The sequence below is a fragment of the Viridibacillus sp. FSL H8-0110 genome (assembly GCF_038003565.1).
Taxonomy (GTDB): domain Bacteria; phylum Bacillota; class Bacilli; order Bacillales_A; family Planococcaceae; genus Viridibacillus; species Viridibacillus arenosi.
Genome location: NZ_JBBOPJ010000001.1, coordinates 2,014,711 through 2,031,894, shown reverse-complemented (window position 1 = coordinate 2,031,894; position 17,184 = coordinate 2,014,711). Strand labels below are relative to the sequence as shown.

The following is a 17,184-nucleotide window of genomic DNA, read 5'->3' as shown; positions in this document are numbered from 1 at the left end:
TGGCTATTGGAGAACATGAAAAACGTTTCAAAAGTGGGATGACTTTTGAAACGTTCGGAATAGAGTTTACTATACTAAAGAACTTAAACTTTCAATTAATAGAAAAAGTCCTGTACATATCAAAAGAATATAAGTAAATATTCTAAAGATCCGTTGGTTTATCCATTTGAAAATAATTTGCCCTATAAACAAACCGATAAATACGATGGGAATCGCATATAGACTTGATTGCCATATGAGTTTGCTAGTTCCAGTAAAGATGATTTGAGTTATTAGACTGATAAAATATATAAAGAGATAAAAGGCTAATGTCGTTGCTCTTAGCTTTCCTTTTTCAGTATCTGTTCCTGTAAAGTAAAGCAATAATGGCGGTCCAGGCATACCTATACTTGTAGTCAAAACTCCTGAAATACCCCCTACTATGTAATCCCTAATTGGTGTTGCTTTCACTTTGAAATTGCATATCAATAATAAGGTCAATAGTAAAAGGAGTATGCTAACCCCTAATTTTAAAGCATTTATATTCATCGACATAAAGATGAATATACCTATTGGTACACCAACTATACTTCCTAAAATAATTCTTTTTAATAGAAACATATCAATGTCATGACGTATTTTCAAAATTAACGCTACAGAGATAATTAAAGATAAAATAATATTAATTTGTATAGCTTCTTGCGGTTGAAATAACATTAACAAGAACGGCGTCGCCATTATAGAAAAACCAAAACCAGTGCTTGATTGTAAAATAGAAGCCACTAGAATAATACATATAAAGATGAATACAGTCCCCAAAACAACCCTCCTATATAAATATACACTTACTAGTATTTTATCATTTTATGACGGATATTTATTAAACTGCATCTTAATTAGTCCTCAAACTTAAGCATTACAAGTTTCCTTCTAAAATACTACTCTCCATAACAAATGTTTAGATTTCTGAAATTTTTAATAAAATGATAAAAAATTGATAATTTATAAGTAAATCTACTTATTAAATGTTATAATTTTCAAAGTGAACTGGAGGAGATATTATTTGAAATTTTTTAATAAAATTATTCTAATATCATTTTTAGGGTTATTATGTATATTTACGTTTTCTCTAAATAATGAAGCGAAAGCAGCTGAAAAAGTAACAAAGCTTAATTTTACGCCCTTTGATACAGAACTAGATAAAGATCACGATATTCTTTACATGACAGATTTGGGGAGTAAAACAATTTATGCACACTATTATAAAACTGGGCAAATAAAGTCGCTGAAGCTCCCTTATGCAGCGGAACGTTTGACATTGAGAAACGAAAAGCTTTATGTCACACAACTAAAACAAAATCATACACACTCGACAGAAAGCCCAGAAATCGGAGCCATTGCCGTAGTAAAGACAACGAACTTTACAATCGAAGATGTTATAGATATTGAAACTGATCCATATGATATTGCCGTGGATAAAGATAACTATTTATACATAACACCAGGTTCAGGGCAACATAATAACATTCTCGTATATAATTTAGCTACAAAACAGCGTGTGGAAAATAAAAAAAACTCATCTATATATGAACAATCGACTGTTGTCTACAATGAAGAATTATCGAAACTTTATACAATTTCTAATAGTAGCTCACCCACCGATATTAAAACGAAAGAAATAAATCATGGGATTATTACAGCAAGCTATGACTCACCTGATCATGGGGATTATGCAATAGATCAAACATCAAGTTTATCACCCGATGGATTAAGATTATATAATTTAGGAACGGCGTATAGTTTAACATCCGTAGAATCTGGTGATATGAGTTTTAAATTTGATTTTGGTGAATGGTATAACGACTTTGCCTTTAATGACAAATTCACATTTGCGGCAAGCACTGACTCAGGTGTTGATGTTTATTCTTATGAAACAAATGAATTCTTATATACACTCTACGGCACACAATTAGCGAAAGAAGTATTTGTAGATGATGGATTGCTAACTATCACAGAAGATGCAAAGGCTAAATATTCCGTTCGTTTTAATGAGTCATTGCAATCTAATGCACTAACACTCGTGAAATCTACATATGAAGCAACAAATCGCTATAACAGTCATTATGTTGAAAATTTTCAAGATGGTGTTAAATATATACCATTAGACAGTACTTTTAAGATTTATTTCAACCATAATATTTCCAACTCTAATACAGACAAATTTACTCTAACTGATTCCAATGGAGAAGTACCAATCAATGTTAAGATTAAAAAGAATGTAGTAACAATTCAACCAAAAGAATTACAATATTTCACAGATTATACTTTGAATATTGCTAATGGTGCAGTAGTAGGTTATCTAGGTGCGACACAAGACAATGCCATAAACTACCATTTCACTACACTAGCACAACCAGCCTCAGATTTGTCCCTATCTGTGAACGACGATGGTGCTCCTACTAAATATATTTTCACTGCGAATGCAGCAAAAGGTAGTGACGTTGAATATCAATTTTCTGTTGCGACAACAGGTTCCTATACAATTCACCAACCATTTAGTACTACTCGTAGCTTCGTGTTAAAACCGACACGTTCAGGTAGTTATTCCATAAGAGTAGAAGCACGTAGTAAAAACTCTGGAAATTTATCCGATACAGGTCTGTTAAAGGAGATAAGAGTTGTTGATTATGAAATGCCAAAACTCGCTACCATTACGAAAAACTATGATAAAAATCTAAACACCGTTACTATCAATATTCAAGCTACTGATAATACTGGTATTCGATCGATTACATTACCGAATGGAACAGTTGTAAATAAGGCCTATGCAACATTTACGTTAAATAAAAACGGGAGCCATTTGGTAGAAATAGAAGATATATTCGGCAATGTACGGACAGAAGATATTTTTGTCGACGATATTGATTTTTCATCACCAAAACTAAACGTAAAACCAAGCACAACAAAACCAACTAAAAAGAATGTCACATTGACAATTAATGCAACTGATAATGTAGGTATTAAAAAACTTACATTACCAGATGGGTCAATATTACAATCTAGTAATGCCACTTTTACTGCTACAAAAAATGGCACGTACAAAGTCATTGCAGAAGATTATGCAGGCTTAAAAGAGACCTATAAATTTACCGTTTCTAATATTTACAAACAAGCACCGAAAACTCCAGTAGTTCATACTCTTGGAGATGCGGATGTAATGATTTCTGGTAAAGCAGAGCCATATGTAGATTTCGTCTTAAAAATACCTGGTAAAAAAGCAATGGTAACATGGACTTCCGATGATGGTACATTCCAATTTTACATCCCTCGACAAAAAGCAGGTGCGAAAGTAACTTTTTATGCTAAAAACCCACTTGGGGAAACAAGTAAAAAGAAAACGATTATTGTAAAGGATACGACCCCACCCCCAGTATCAAATATATCGATTACATCGGCATCTGTTATGAATGTAAAATCTGAAAGCAGTGCAACAGTTTACATTTATAACGGCAAAAAGTTAGTGAAGAAAACAACAGCGAAAAAATCAGGCTATGTACGTGTACAAATACCTCGCCAAAAAGTAGGCACTACATTATCGATCTATGCAAAAGATAAAGTAGGTAATAAAAGTAAAGTAAAGAAATTTACAATAAAATAAGGCACAGAAAAAAGGGAAGCAATATATATTGCTTCCTTTTTTTGAGGCTATTTATGATGTTTATTCATTGTTCAGAAATGTGATAGAGATACGGCTTACAAATTCCATAATCAACAAAGCTATTTCTAACAACTCACATTTCCACAATAAAACTACTCGATAAATCCCTTATCCATATATCGGTAATATACTTCATTTTTTATTCGTGTTACGATCTGTTGCTCATCTAGCAGCTGTACATCCTTCTATATAAAACTATTTTTCTACAATAACACCATTATATGCTGATTTATAAATCGCATAGATGTCTTCTTTTAACAATGGTAGTGGACTTCTAGCTAGAATACGTTTTTGTTCAATCGCATCATTTGTAAGTCCTTCTAAAGCATCTTCCGTAATATTAAAGCCTTTTAAAGTAGATGGAATATTAACGTCTTCTACAAGTCGTTTTAACTCAATCACACATTTATAAGATGCTTCTGTTTGTGAAAGGTTTGTAGCGCTAAAGCCCATTGCTTCATATATATCTTTCATACGTTTTTCACAGCTTTGACGAATATAGCCCATTACATATGGAAGAAGTACGGCATTTGAGTCACCATGAGCAATATGGAATTGACCTCCGATTGGATAAGCTAATGCATGTACGCCTGCTACGCCTGCATTAAAGAAGGCAAGTCCTGCTAAGTAGCTACCATAACTCATATCTGAACGAGCTTGTTTATCCGTACCATTTTTTACAGCTGTACGAATAGAATTACTTATTAAACGAATTGCTTGTAGTGCTAATGCATCTGAAACTGGACTAGCAAATTTTGAAATATATGCTTCAACTGCATGTGTAAGTGCATCGACACCCGTTGCAGCAGTAATTTTTGGAGGTAAAGAAATTGTTAATGCAGGGTCTACAATGGCCACATCAGCAAGTAAATAATCATGTGCAATAACATCTTTTGTTGTTTCTAATGATAGCACTGAAATATTCGTAATTTCAGAGCCAGTACCTGATGTAGTTGGCACAAGAATGGTTGGAATACCTTTTGATTGAATTTCCTTCGTCCCAGTTAAATTTAAATAGTCTTCAACTTTACCTTCATGAGTAGCTAACACACCTGCAATTTTTGTTAAATCTAATGCACTACCCCCTCCAAGACCAATAACTAAATCGAATTGATGCTCTCTCGTATATGCAACAACTTTTTCACCAATTGCTAAAGGTGGTTCAGGTACAACTTCAGTGTAAATATCAACCTCCAAACCTGCTTTTTCAAGTGGTACAACTATATTATTTGTTAACCCTAGTTCTTCTAAGAATGGATCTGTTACTAGTAGAATTTTTTGTGCATTAAATCGTTTAACTTCTTCTTCTAAATGTTCTAATGAGCCCCAACCAGTATAGCTAATTGGTGCAAAAGTAATTTTTTCAGACATTGCAATCGCTCCCCTTTTTATTGATTCCAGACAACAAGTTTTGTTTCGGTCATTTCATGAATGGCGTATTTCAACCCTTCTTTACCAGTGCCACTTTCTTTGACACCACCATAAGGCATTTGGTCAATACGGTAAGTAGGAATATCGTTGATCATAACTCCACCAACTTCTAATTCTTTCGAAGCTTTAAATGCTGTCTTAATATCGCTCGTGAAAATGCCCGCTTGCAAACCGTAGTTTGAGTTGTTAATTGCTTGAATGCCTTCTTCAACGGAAGAAATTCTGTTCACAATAACTACAGGTGCAAAAACTTCTTGGCATGAAAGCTTTGCATCTTCTGCTACATTTCCCAAAATGGTTGGCATGAAAACATCATTTTCAACTTTACCACCGATTAATACTGAAGCACCTGCTTCCACTGCTTCATTTACCCAGTCAGTTGCACGTTGTTGTTCCTTTTCATGAATCATTGCAGAAACATCAGTTGTTAAATCTAATGGATTACCTATGACTAACTCTTTTGTTTCCTCAACAAATTTAGAAAGGAATTCTTCCGCAAGCTCATCCATTACATAAATACGTTGTAGTGAAATACATACTTGACCTTGATTTGAAAAAGCGCCACTCACGCATTTTGAAACGATTTCATCAATATTGACATTCTTATCAATAATAAGGCCTGCGTTTGAGCCTAATTCTAATGCCACTTTCTTTAAACCTGCTTTATTGCGAATTCCAATGCCTACAGCCGGGCTACCCGTAAAGGTAATCATGCTAACTTTATCGCTTTCCACTAATGCGTCACCAACTGTTTTACCCCCACCAGTTACTACATTAAACGCACCTTTTGGTAAAGCTGTTTGATCGATTAATTTCGCTAAAAACAATGCTGAAAGAGGTGTTTGTGATGCTGGTTTCAAAACAATTGTATTACCAGCAGCAATAGCTGGTCCTACCTTATGCGCTACTAGATTTTGTGGAAAGTTAAATGGTGTAATAGCACCAACTACTCCAATTGGCTGCTCAATTGTGTATCCTAAACGGTTCCCACCATTTTTGGCAGCATCCATTGGAATCATTTCGCCAGTAAGACGTTTTGCTTCTTCAGCAGCAAATTTATAGGTTTCAATCGTGCGATCAATTTCGCCCAATGCAAATTTCAACGGTTTTGCTGCTTCAATAGATATAATTTCAGCCGCTTCTTCTCTATTTTCGATAAATAATCTCGTAATATCTTCAAGAATAGCTGCTCTTTCATAAGCAGTTAGTTTGGCCATTTCCACTCTAGCTTCGTAAGCAATATTGATAGCTTCCTCAACTTCAATTCTAGTAGCCTGTGGAATTTTTGCAATAATCTCTTTTGTATGTGGTGATGCTAATTCTGCGTATTGTACTGATTTTTTCCATTCACCGTTCACATAATAACTTTTTTCCATAAAGCAAAATCTCCCTTTTTAAGCGATTTCTTTATTTTCTTCACTATCTTTAACAAAAGTATTATCAACTTCTCCTTTGAAGAAATCTTTCCCGTAAATTAGTAAGCATAGAAGAATTCCTACTGCAAAGCCCCAAGTTGCGCCTTTAATACAAAGCACTGCACCTATAACACCTGCAACACCTAAATCACGTTGACTTCTCGCTTCTAGAACACCTACTTTAACACTTACAAAGCCTTGAATTAACATCGTTAACGCTAAGGCAACACCAAGAATCGGTTGTACAAGACTTACAATTGGTAGTAATAATAAGCCTGTATTTGTACCCCAACGGAATGAACCAATACCTCCGAAGAACGAGTCCATCGCTTTTCGGCCTTTTTTGAATCGTTCTACAGTGACAACTTGCATCGCTGCCCACATCGGTCCACACATCGATACGTCTGGTCCAAGAATACTCATTGCAGAGTTACGGATACCGAAAATCCAGTGAGCACGGTTCGCATTGTAATCAATTTTCTCATCAGGTCTAGCTACTTGTGCTTCATCAATTAATGCTTTAGCTTGTAAAATTTCACCGAATAATACGATGTATGCTGCGATTACAGTTGGAATAGCCATTAAGAATGTTTTTAAAGGTGGTAGCCCAATTCCGAACACTGTATATTCATTCCAAAGTGTTATAAAATCTGGTTTTGAAAAGCCCCATTCAATTGCTGGCCAATGTGCTTCTCCAAAGATTGGCGCAACGATTACTGCCAATAAAATAACTGGAAGTACACCTAATTTACCAATGATGCGTAATATGCCGTTTTTGTTTTGTAACTTCGCAAATTGTTTCGAGAATAATAAGTAAAATCCGATCCCAACAGCGATTGTGATTGTCCATGGGAACGTATCAAATTTACCGCCTACTTGGAATACTGAAATAATTGCAGCAAAGCCAGCACCTAAAATGATGCCTGATTTCATTGCTGGAGGGATTAATCGAACAACTTTTGTGGCAAGCCCTGTTGCTCCGAGCAGTAACGACAGTATCCCGAGTGTCATCTGGAAGGCTATGAGGGCATGTATTCGATCTTGTCCCTCTGCAAACTCTTGTACATACAACACAAGTAACGGAATAGCAGGTGTAATCCATCCTGGTACTACTGGGTCCCCTAAAAGATGATGTAGTAAATAAAATACTCCGTTTGCCATAACAATTGCTAACGCAACTTCAAAAGGCATCCCCAATACTTCTGTCATTAACGGTATTGCTGAAAGATCAACCGCACACATTAATAACCCTTGCACATAATCCGGCCATTCAAATTTGTAGTGAATGAACGGCATTCTAATTTTGAATGGTCCAGCTGGTATATACGGTGATTCTTCTCCATACGCACGTTTTTTCCATAGCATGAATCATTTCTCCCCTTTGTGTTGTTTATGTAACCCCTTACATGTTGAACGAAATAAAAAATCCAACACATTTCAAAATACAAATAGCTCAAATGAATACGTAACCATTTCACATCAAAAATAAAAGCTAACCAAAATGGTTACGTATTCATTTTATAAAATAGAAAAGATTCAATCTTTTCTTTTAGCTGTTGTATTTCTTAAAAAGACTTTAACAGATTCAGTTATTTGTATGCAAGTACTTTTTTCTAGCTCGATCATCTCAATAAGCTTTTCAATGGCCAGACGTCCTAAGTTATTTTCTGTAATACTCCCAACCGTTGTCAATTGCATAGCTCCATGGTTACTCAAATCCACATTATCAATTCCAATTATACTAATATCTTCCGGTATTTTTAATCCAGAGCTTAAGGCATTATTCATTAAATTAAATGCTACTGAGTCTGCCCCACTACAAATGGCGGTTGGTTTTTCTTTACATTTCTGCAATGTTTCAAACGCTTTTTGAATATCATTTTTAGTTGAATCTGTATGGAAAATATATAAGGGATTCTCAATAATTCGATATTTTTTCAATGCTTTTTTGTATCCTTCAAAACGATTTTTAAATGTACTCACCGTTAAAGGACCTCCAACCCATGCAATATCTTTATGGCCAAGTTGAATTAAATGCTCCGCAGCTAAAAAACCTGCCTCCTCATTGTCAATTTCTACAAAGAGTTCTTCATTTTTATGTTTACGGTTATACGTTATAAATGGAATAGACATCTTTTTTAATCTTTCAAAAATCGGGTCATCTAATAAAATGCATGACAAAATCATGCCATCAACTTTGTTTTCAATTGCTGATGAATATGCTTCCGATAGCTTTTTATCATTCACAAAGTGAACATTAACTCTATATCCATTTTCGTTTGCATAGTTAACAATTGCAGTTGTAGTATCTACAAAGAAAGGATTATGTAATGGCCCTGATAAGAGCGTGATGACTCCAGTTTTTTTCTGTACTAGTGAGCGTGCATTAGCATCTGGTACATAGCTTAATTTTTCAATTGCTTTTAATACTTTATCTTTTGTTTTCTGCTTAACTAGATCAGGTGTATTTAGTACTCGTGAAACAGTCGTTTGTGAAACTCCTGCATGTTTGGCAACATCTTTTGAAGAAACCACTATCATTGCCCCTTTTCCTTTAATTTCTCTCTTAAATATACATGGAAAACGGCAATTCAGTAAAGTTTTCTACCAGTTTGTTTGTTATATGAATTCAGATAATACGCAAAAAGTTCAATCAAAAATTTAAGATTACTATTCTAGTTATCTACCAAAATTAAAATAAAATATAACAGCTTGCATATATCTAACGAATTGCAAACTGTAAATTATATCTTTATGTCTTATATAGTTCATTTCCCTACAGTAAACCCAACTACACGATTATTATCTTTTTTAATCAAAACTTCTGGTAAACCAGTAGCGACATGCGATTTGTCTTTAAAAGTTACTTTGTATACTACTTGCCCAATATCTTTTGGTTTTGAAATTCCGTCTGATGCATTGACTAAATGGTCAGTAATACTGGCTGTTTCAACTTGGATTGATTCTGAAGTTCCACAATTATTTTTAATAAGATAATCTTTTGCTACTTGAGTTACATTTACTTTAATATCATTTGATAATTCAAATGACACATCAATACGCTCTTCATCACTAGTACATCCGAATAACATGATTGATAAGCAAAAGAAAACGATGGTATTTATCATTTTCCGTTTCAATAAAACTCCCCTTTTTTCAAAAGTATTTTAAACAATGGCAAAAAAGCTGATGTCGTCATATTTTTTTATATATAATTGAAATATTGATAATTACTTATATTAGAATATGCTTCAATAGTTGATATCATATGTATAAAATTATTGGAATATAAAAGAGCAGCGACATATTATCGCTGCTTAATAAGAAACTACAATTCTTCCACCTTTTTTTTATAAACTTTTATATCAGTAGACCATTCTGTATTTTCATAATGCGTTACTTTACAATACTACGAACCATCTTTTATATCAAAATGACCTTTATCAGATTCAAAATATTGTTCTCCAAGTCGAATATTTAAGCTATCGTTACCACTTGATTCTTTAGTATAAACAGAACATTTCCCTTGGATACAGTTTTCTGATATCAACGAAGTCGATTGAGGTTTGAATTATTAGTACTGGTCATATGTCTCCTACTATACCTTTTTTACCACTCTCCCAAAATAATTCGTCCCTATGACTCCGATTATGATCACTAGTGCTCCTACTAAATGATAATAGTGAAATTCCTCTTGTAGAAAAAGAACTCCTGCTAAAATCGTAATGAGCGTCGCAACATTACTGAAAACACTCATTTTAGATGCAGCCATTTTCGATAACGCATAATTAGATAAAAACGAAGTAATAAGTGAAGAAAGAATACCTAAATAGACAATTGCTAAAACAAAATCTAAATGCATAAAAGGTTGGAAGAATTGTTTCGTAGTACCATTGACAACATTCATACTAATGGCAATACCGTTAAAACCTATAAATCCAAAAAGTGTCATTATATACGTTAAAGTAAACAATGAATACTGTTGCGTTAACTTTCTTGCAAAAACATTATAAAGTGCTGATGTAATGGCTGATAACAAGATAAATCCACTTCCAATGAAGCTAACCTTAGCTGTCCCTACCCCGTTCATCATGAAGATAAAGATGACCCCAAGTACTGATAAGCTAACGCATATTAGCTGTTTAAATGAAGTATTTTCTTTCAAGATTATACTAGCTAACAGTAATGTGAAAATCGGAATAGTAGCTTGAATAATGCCTGCTTCTGAAGACGAAGTACGCGCTAGACCAAACACTTGGAAAGCAAAAAATAAAATAGGATAAAGTAATGCTAAAGGAAGAATTCTTTGTAAATCCTTCCATCCAATTTGTAGTTTATTTTTACTAAGTAACAGAAAAATCGTTGCTACAATCCATGCAACTGTAAAACGATGTGCCAGTGTTTCTAATGGACTTGCCACCGTTAGTGCAATTTTGACAAACATAAAGGAAAGTCCAATTATTAGGGCATATATAATTGCTGCGATATATGCTTTTCTCATTTCTTTCATACGATATTACCTCTTTTCGATTAATCCGGCCGGTACAACTATCGTATTAAAAAACACATATTTAGACGACTACAAAAAAACACATCTGTACCGATACAGATGTGTTTAGCATATATAGATATTTCATTTTTTTAACTTAAGTACGTTTGTTGAAAAAATGTCTATTGCATTAAGGTTACTTTAAGTAATATGAATGTCTGTTCCATACTGAAGCAAATTTAGCTTCCTTGCCACAGATTGGGATGCAAAATTATCCCACGAAGTGCTATATAGAGCAATTCGTCCTTGTTTTTGTACCTCTGTTGCCCAAGCATTTGTAACATCTATACCGTATCCTCTACCACGATAATCTTCAAGTGTGTATACACTTGCTTCGTCTGCTTTTGTGGTCTTCCTAGCACTACAGCAAATCGAAACGGGCATATTTTCCTCAACTATTACAAAACAAGGTTGCTTATACTCAAAATCCTCAAATGTATATGGAAAATAAGGCTTTAACATTTCTTTGTTTTCATGAGTTACTTGTATTGCTTGAGTATCAGCCCTATCTCTTACATCTGGAAATACATATGCAGGACCTATCCATAAATTATTTATTTGACGGTCACTACTTAAAACATTGATTACTTCCCCTAGTTCAGCACCTGGTTTTGTTCCTATTGCCTGTTCTAACTTCTCTACAAGGTCCTCTTCCAGCGTATTGGAATATCTCACTAAACTTCCCAAGTTAGTTCCTCCAATGAAAATTCTTGGTGCAACATCGTATGGTGGTTCATTTATAACTGTTACTCGATTTTCAAAATCATGTTTAAATAACACATTCACATGATGTTCCATTAATTCTATTTCAGATAACATAAACATTCCTCCATAATTAAACATGTCAATTTAGGCTCGTTTTTGTCTTTGAAAAAAACTTTTTATTTCTCTGTCCTTTTAATTGAAGATGAAAAATGAGCTGTCTGTACTTTAGATCTCAAAAAAAGTATTGCTAGGTCGGATAATAGATTGTCATACTTAAACGTGTTAAAGTGTCCCCCGAATTATGATATTTGTGAGGTCTGTCAGCCTTAAATCTGATTGAGTCACCACTTTTTAAAATATAACTACTGTCACTTACACTAATCGTTACTTCTCCATCAAAAACAGTGATAAATTCCTCAGTTCCCTCTCTATGAGAATCAGAGCTTAATGCCCCTTCTTTTTCTATTTCAACCGAGTAAACTTCAAAGCGTCTATCCTCTTGGAAAGGAAATGAGGGATAGACTCTATAACGTCCATTGTCTTCAGACAATACTTGAATTTCACTTTTTAAAACAACTTTAGTATCTGGTTGTGGATTATTTATTAGTGAAGTAAAGGATATCTTTAATCCATTAGCTATTTTCCAAATCGTAGTCAGAGTTGGACTTGACTCTCCTCTTTCTATTTGCCCTATCATCGTTTTACTTACTCCACTTAGTTGAGATACCTTCTCCAAACTTAATTTTTCTTTCTCTCTAATCGCTTTTAAATTCTTTGCAAGAATAAGTTGTATTTCTTCCATAAACTCACTCCTATTCCGTGTACAATATAACGACCTTTATGTATAATAAAAAGCACGTAGTCGTTATATTGTTTATTTCGAACATTATAACATACGAATTTAAAGGGAGGTCCCTATATGCCTATATTTTCATTTTTATTATTTGTTTTTATTTCCAGTTTCACCCCAGGTCCCAATAATATCATGTCAATGGCGTTTGCGAATAAACATGGTTATAAAAAGACATTTAGGTTTTGTCTAGGAGTAGGTGTTGGATTTTTTGCCATCACATTATTGTGTACTTTTTTAAATAACATCCTTATAAGTGCTCTGCCAATAATTGAACTTCCTTTGACGATTTTTGGTGTGGCTTATATGTTATATTTGGCTTATAAAATCCTTACTAGTAAGGATCATGACAGTGGCAATGATGAAGGTAAAAGTAAAGGTTTCTTCATAGGTATCTTGTTACAATTTGTTAATCCAAAAGGTATTCTTTTTGGTATTACAGTAGTATCAACTTTCATTCTCCCCTACTACAATTCATATTCCAGCTACTTTCTTTTCTCAGTATTTTTAGGAATGGTTGGTGTAATGAGTACATTTAGTTGGAGTTTATTTGGTTCTATTTTTCAAAAGCACTTATTACATTACAGGCAACAATTTAATATAGTTATGGCCGTTTTATTGGCATATAGTGCTTTTTCAATTCTTATCAAATAGAATAATAGTAGAATGAATGTTTTAATAGATAAAAGCGACAAGATTCGGTCGCTTTTTTGTTTAAAGGCTAACTACTTGTTTTAATCAAATTTGAGAAATATTCAACTACCCGACAAATCTTATGGCAATCACCATTACTAGTAATGCGGAATTTCGAAGTTACCTTTTCAATTTTTGAAGAACTTTATTATATTTCAAAAACTATTTTGTTCGTTAACTACAAATTTGCAAGGAGGCACAACATGCTCAAATATGAATTAATCTATCATGATCTTTGCACCCGTATACATAATGCTGACCTGCCATCTGGTGCAAAATTACCGGCAATTCGGCAATTAGCACAACAGTTTTCTTGCAGTAAAAGCACTATTCTTACAGCATTACAAAAACTTGAAGACCAACATTTAATATATGCTATTCCGAAAAGCGGCTATTACGTCGTAGACCATCAAATTGCACAAAAACCAACATCAACTAATATAATTGATTTCGCTACTTCATCTCCAACATGGCATGCATTCCCATATCAAGATTTTCAGCATTGCATGAACAAAGCCATTGATACATATCAAACAGATTTATTTAAATATGGTACAGCTAAAGGATTACCCTCATTAATCTCAGAGGCAAAGAAATTATTAGAATCGTATCAAGTATTTACAGATAACAGCAATATCTTTATTACTTCAGGTGTACAACAAGCACTATCCTTACTTAGCCTTATGCCCTTCCCGAACAACCACAAAACTATACTTGTAGAACAACCAAGCTATCATTTATATATGGATTTTCTAAAAACATACAAACTGCCTGTTATAGGTATTAAACGCTCTACAAATGGCATTGATTTAAAAGAACTGGAGCAGATCTTCCGTAAGAATGAGATTAAGTTTTTCTACACAATGCCACGGTTCCATAATCCTTTAGGTACTTCTTATAGTAAAAAGGAGAAAGAAGCGATTCTTTATTTGGCCAATCAGTATGATGTCTATATTGTTGAAGATGACTTTTTAGCTGACTTTGAGTACAATTCAAAACGTGATCCAATGTTCGCTATAGATACAAATGACAGAGTTATCTATTTAAAAAGCTTTTCTAAAATCATGTTCCCGGGACTACGTATTGGATTTGCTATTTTACCGAATGTATTAATTAACATTTTTCAACAACATAAAAACACGACCGATATTGACAGCTCTATGATTTCACAAGCTGCACTTGAACTTTATTTAAAAAGTGGCATGTTCGAACGATATCGTGCACAAGTGCATGAAAACTATCATAAACGTGGAAAAATTCTTCAGCACTCGATAAAAACACATTTACCTATGTACCAAGCTTCTTCAGAAATATGTATGCATAGCCATATCGTCTTTCCTAAAGAAGTAGATTTAAATCGAATAATCCATTATTTAAGCCAAAAACAAATTTTATTTAACCCAATTGATCATAACTATTTGACCGACTTTTATCGTGAGCGTATTTTAAAAATTAATGTCTCAACGATAGAAGATGAGAAAATTGAAGGTGGGATAAAAGAAATTGCGAATACATTAAACAATCTGGATAACTACTTTTAGTGTTACTGAAACAATACCTCCATGGTTTTGTTTCAGTTTTTTTTGTATAAAAACCGTTTAAAGACTTGTTCATATAGTACTCCTAGTATCGAATACATCTATAAAAATTCTTTTTATAAAATTACTTTGACAGGCAGAGTACTTTTTGCTAACATTACTCTATCAGGTAGAACAATAACATCTAAGTAGGTGACTTATGGTTAGAAGCGATATCATTCGTGGACACTTGGATTCAATTATTTTACGACTGATTTTAGAGAAAGATCGCTATGGTTATGAAATATCTCAGGAAATTAGTTTACGTACAAATAATCGTTTTCAAATTAAAGAAGCAACTTTATACGCAGTGTTTCAACGATTAGAAAAAAGAGAACTTATTGAAGCATATTATGGTGATATCTCTCATGGAGGAAAAAGAAAGTATTACCGCATTACCACATTAGGAAAAGCATATCTAAAAGAGCTTGTAAGTGAATGGACGGAAGTAAAGGAAATTATCAACTTGTTTATGGAGGGTTTAGAATGAAGAAATTAAAAAATCATATTGATGAGTTATTTAAGGACATTCCTAGCAATAACGAAACAGTGATGGTTAAGCAAGAAATTATACAAAATCTCGAAGAAAAAGTGTTCTATTTAATGGAACATGGAAAGGAAGAAGAAGATGCAATTAATAAAGCCATAGTTGAATTTGGAGATATTGAAGAATTAAAAAAAGAATTAGGTGTGAAGCAGCCTGCCAAGAAAAACATGGCTAGATTAAATTTAGAGTTTTCCATTTGGGGAAGCGGTTTAATTATCGCCTTTTTTGTTTTTATCAACCTGTACTATACTCCAAATACAATTTGGGCAATCTATCCAATCTTCGCTATTTTATGGTGGCCTCTATCAATGTACTTCGTATGGTCACGTAAGAAATGAGGTAAATAGAAAATGAAAAATTACATTAGTTTTGCCGCAGCTGGTAGTATTATGACTATTCTATTTTTAGTAATCACCAATTCTATAACATCACCAGATGATATCTGGTTTATTTATCCTAGTTTACTGCTTATACTATGGCCAATTACCCTTTACTTCATGTCTAAGAAAATGTACAAACAACATTCGATTTTCTGTAGTATTATGTTGATTTCTTTCCTCATTATAGAAAATTATTTATATTCACCAAACCATTTATGGTTTTTGTACGCTGTTTATCCAATTATATGTTGGCCTATTCTTATGATTTTAGGAGAAAAAGCTAAATCTATAAAAATCGCACTTATATTCTGTGCAACCACAATCATCTATTATTCAATACTAAACATTACACTCTCACCACAATATCCATGGGCTATTTACCCTGCTTTCTTAATAATGTGGTGGCCATTAGCTTTATATCATGCTAAAAAAAGAACTTTCGTAGCGTTTTCTATTTACGCAAGCATACTAATTAGTATCTTTTTCATAACAGTAAATTTTGTCTCCTCCCCTGGAACAATATGGGCTATTTACCCAATCTTTTTAGTGATGTGGTGGCCACTTAGTATGTACTTTTATGTCTATAAAAAGAAAATTTACAAAGATATTAATGAACATTAATTATTGAGAACAACAATTTGTATGCTGAAAAGGCGCCAATTTACTTGGCGCCTTTTTGTATATACTGTTCATTGTTGTATTTGACTTATAACGGCTTCTTTTTGTACATTGAGGTAATTTGTTTAGCAACGTATTCTGAACTATATTGAATTCCATCCTTTATCCACCAATTAATAATTCCTAAAAGAGAGGCTGCAATGATCTCCAAAGCTACAGTATTCTCTGTAGTGGCAATGTTTCTTTCACTACGTCGCATGTGTATTACATTTTTCAAAAATTCAAATAAGCTGTTTTTGAACTCGTTGTGCCCTATAAATACAGCAAAAATTTTCCGATATTCATATATATAATCTAAAAATCCCAGCAAATATTCCTGCTTATCTAAATTCTTTATTTGGAGTAATGGTTCAGTTTTCAACGACAGTTCGTCGAAGATTTCTTGTACAATTTGACTTATCAAATCGTTAATATCCTCATAATGTAAATAAAACGTGGCACGATTGAGCTCCGCACGATTTGTAATTTTTTGTACAGTCAGTTGAGCAACATCCTGATTTTCGGAAAGTAACGAAAATACCGCATCTTTCATCATTTTTTTAGAGCGCAATGCACGTGGATCTTGTTTTTTATGCATAGACATTTTATCCCTCTTTATCGATTATCATTTATTTAATCAACAAAAATTATTATTTCGTTGTTTAGTCGACAAATTCATTAAT

The 17,184-nt window shown here is 33.4% G+C and carries 16 protein-coding genes; 6 read left to right on the top strand and 10 right to left on the bottom strand.

What is annotated here, in order from left to right:
* Window positions 1-69: 69 nt before the first annotated feature.
* Window positions 70-798, bottom strand: a complete 729-nt coding sequence (locus MHH98_RS10185; protein WP_076065393.1) for a sulfite exporter TauE/SafE family protein — start codon at window positions 796-798, stop codon at window positions 70-72.
* Window positions 799-1,042: 244 nt separating this feature from the next.
* Here MHH98_RS10185 and MHH98_RS10180 point away from each other — a divergent pair, with 244 nt between their 5' ends.
* Window positions 1,043-3,637 (top strand): Ig-like domain-containing protein, encoded by a 2,595-nt coding sequence (locus tag MHH98_RS10180; RefSeq protein ID WP_340712746.1) that lies wholly within the window; start codon window positions 1,043-1,045, stop codon window positions 3,635-3,637.
* 255 nt (window positions 3,638-3,892) lie between these two features.
* On the opposite strand, the gene MHH98_RS10175 is transcribed toward MHH98_RS10180, so the two are convergent.
* The 8 genes from MHH98_RS10175 to MHH98_RS10140 all read right to left on the bottom strand — a co-directional run bounded on the left by MHH98_RS10175 (window position 3,893) and on the right by MHH98_RS10140 (window position 12,599).
* The gene (locus MHH98_RS10175; protein ID WP_340712744.1) at window positions 3,893-5,068 is read right to left on the bottom strand and encodes an iron-containing alcohol dehydrogenase; all 1,176 of its coding nucleotides are present in this window, start codon (window positions 5,066-5,068) and stop codon (window positions 3,893-3,895) included.
* Window positions 5,069-5,085: 17 nt separating this feature from the next.
* Entirely contained in the window at window positions 5,086-6,504 is a 1,419-nt protein-coding gene (locus MHH98_RS10170; protein WP_038182319.1) for an aldehyde dehydrogenase family protein, read from the bottom strand.
* 18 nt (window positions 6,505-6,522) lie between these two features.
* On the bottom strand, window positions 6,523-7,908 hold the full coding sequence (locus tag MHH98_RS10165; protein ID WP_038182322.1) for a membrane protein: 1,386 nt from the start codon (window positions 7,906-7,908) through the stop codon (window positions 6,523-6,525).
* Between the two features lie 171 nt (window positions 7,909-8,079).
* Window positions 8,080-9,084: a LacI family DNA-binding transcriptional regulator gene (locus MHH98_RS10160; RefSeq protein ID WP_412104679.1), complete on the bottom strand. Its 1,005-nt coding sequence runs from the start codon at window positions 9,082-9,084 to the stop codon at window positions 8,080-8,082.
* Between the two features lie 227 nt (window positions 9,085-9,311).
* Entirely contained in the window at window positions 9,312-9,683 is a 372-nt protein-coding gene (locus MHH98_RS10155; protein WP_038182332.1) for a hypothetical protein, read from the bottom strand.
* Between the two features lie 458 nt (window positions 9,684-10,141).
* A complete protein-coding gene (locus MHH98_RS10150) occupies window positions 10,142-11,053 on the bottom strand; it encodes a DMT family transporter (protein ID WP_038182333.1) in 912 nt (303 codons plus the stop codon).
* 180 nt (window positions 11,054-11,233) lie between these two features.
* Window positions 11,234-11,911 carry a GNAT family N-acetyltransferase gene (locus MHH98_RS10145; protein ID WP_038182334.1) on the bottom strand — a complete coding sequence of 226 codons (678 nt, stop codon included), beginning with the start codon at window positions 11,909-11,911 and terminating at the stop codon, window positions 11,234-11,236.
* Between the two features lie 133 nt (window positions 11,912-12,044).
* Window positions 12,045-12,599 carry a helix-turn-helix domain-containing protein gene (locus MHH98_RS10140; RefSeq protein WP_038182335.1) on the bottom strand — a complete coding sequence of 185 codons (555 nt, stop codon included), beginning with the start codon at window positions 12,597-12,599 and terminating at the stop codon, window positions 12,045-12,047.
* Between the two features lie 117 nt (window positions 12,600-12,716).
* Between MHH98_RS10140 and MHH98_RS10135 the strand changes: the two genes are divergently transcribed.
* From MHH98_RS10135 to MHH98_RS10115, 5 genes are all read left to right on the top strand, one after another.
* Complete coding sequence (locus tag MHH98_RS10135) at window positions 12,717-13,301, top strand: LysE family transporter (RefSeq protein ID WP_038182336.1); 585 nt, start codon at window positions 12,717-12,719, stop codon at window positions 13,299-13,301.
* 242 nt (window positions 13,302-13,543) lie between these two features.
* Window positions 13,544-14,881, top strand: a complete 1,338-nt coding sequence (locus MHH98_RS10130) for an aminotransferase-like domain-containing protein (RefSeq protein ID WP_076065387.1) — start codon at window positions 13,544-13,546, stop codon at window positions 14,879-14,881.
* A gap of 196 nt (window positions 14,882-15,077) precedes the next feature.
* Window positions 15,078-15,407, top strand: coding sequence for a PadR family transcriptional regulator (locus MHH98_RS10125; RefSeq protein ID WP_038182342.1), 330 nt, complete (start codon window positions 15,078-15,080; stop codon window positions 15,405-15,407).
* Complete coding sequence (locus MHH98_RS10120) at window positions 15,404-15,802, top strand: permease prefix domain 1-containing protein (protein WP_038182345.1); 399 nt, start codon at window positions 15,404-15,406, stop codon at window positions 15,800-15,802. Before MHH98_RS10125 ends, MHH98_RS10120 begins: the two co-directional genes overlap by 4 nt.
* A 12-nt stretch (window positions 15,803-15,814) precedes the next feature.
* Window positions 15,815-16,465 carry a hypothetical protein gene (locus MHH98_RS10115; RefSeq protein WP_076065386.1) on the top strand — a complete coding sequence of 217 codons (651 nt, stop codon included), beginning with the start codon at window positions 15,815-15,817 and terminating at the stop codon, window positions 16,463-16,465.
* 85 nt (window positions 16,466-16,550) lie between these two features.
* On the opposite strand, the gene MHH98_RS10110 is transcribed toward MHH98_RS10115, so the two are convergent.
* Window positions 16,551-17,105 (bottom strand): TetR/AcrR family transcriptional regulator, encoded by a 555-nt coding sequence (locus MHH98_RS10110; RefSeq protein WP_076034792.1) that lies wholly within the window; start codon window positions 17,103-17,105, stop codon window positions 16,551-16,553.
* Window positions 17,106-17,184: the final 79 nt, after the last annotated feature.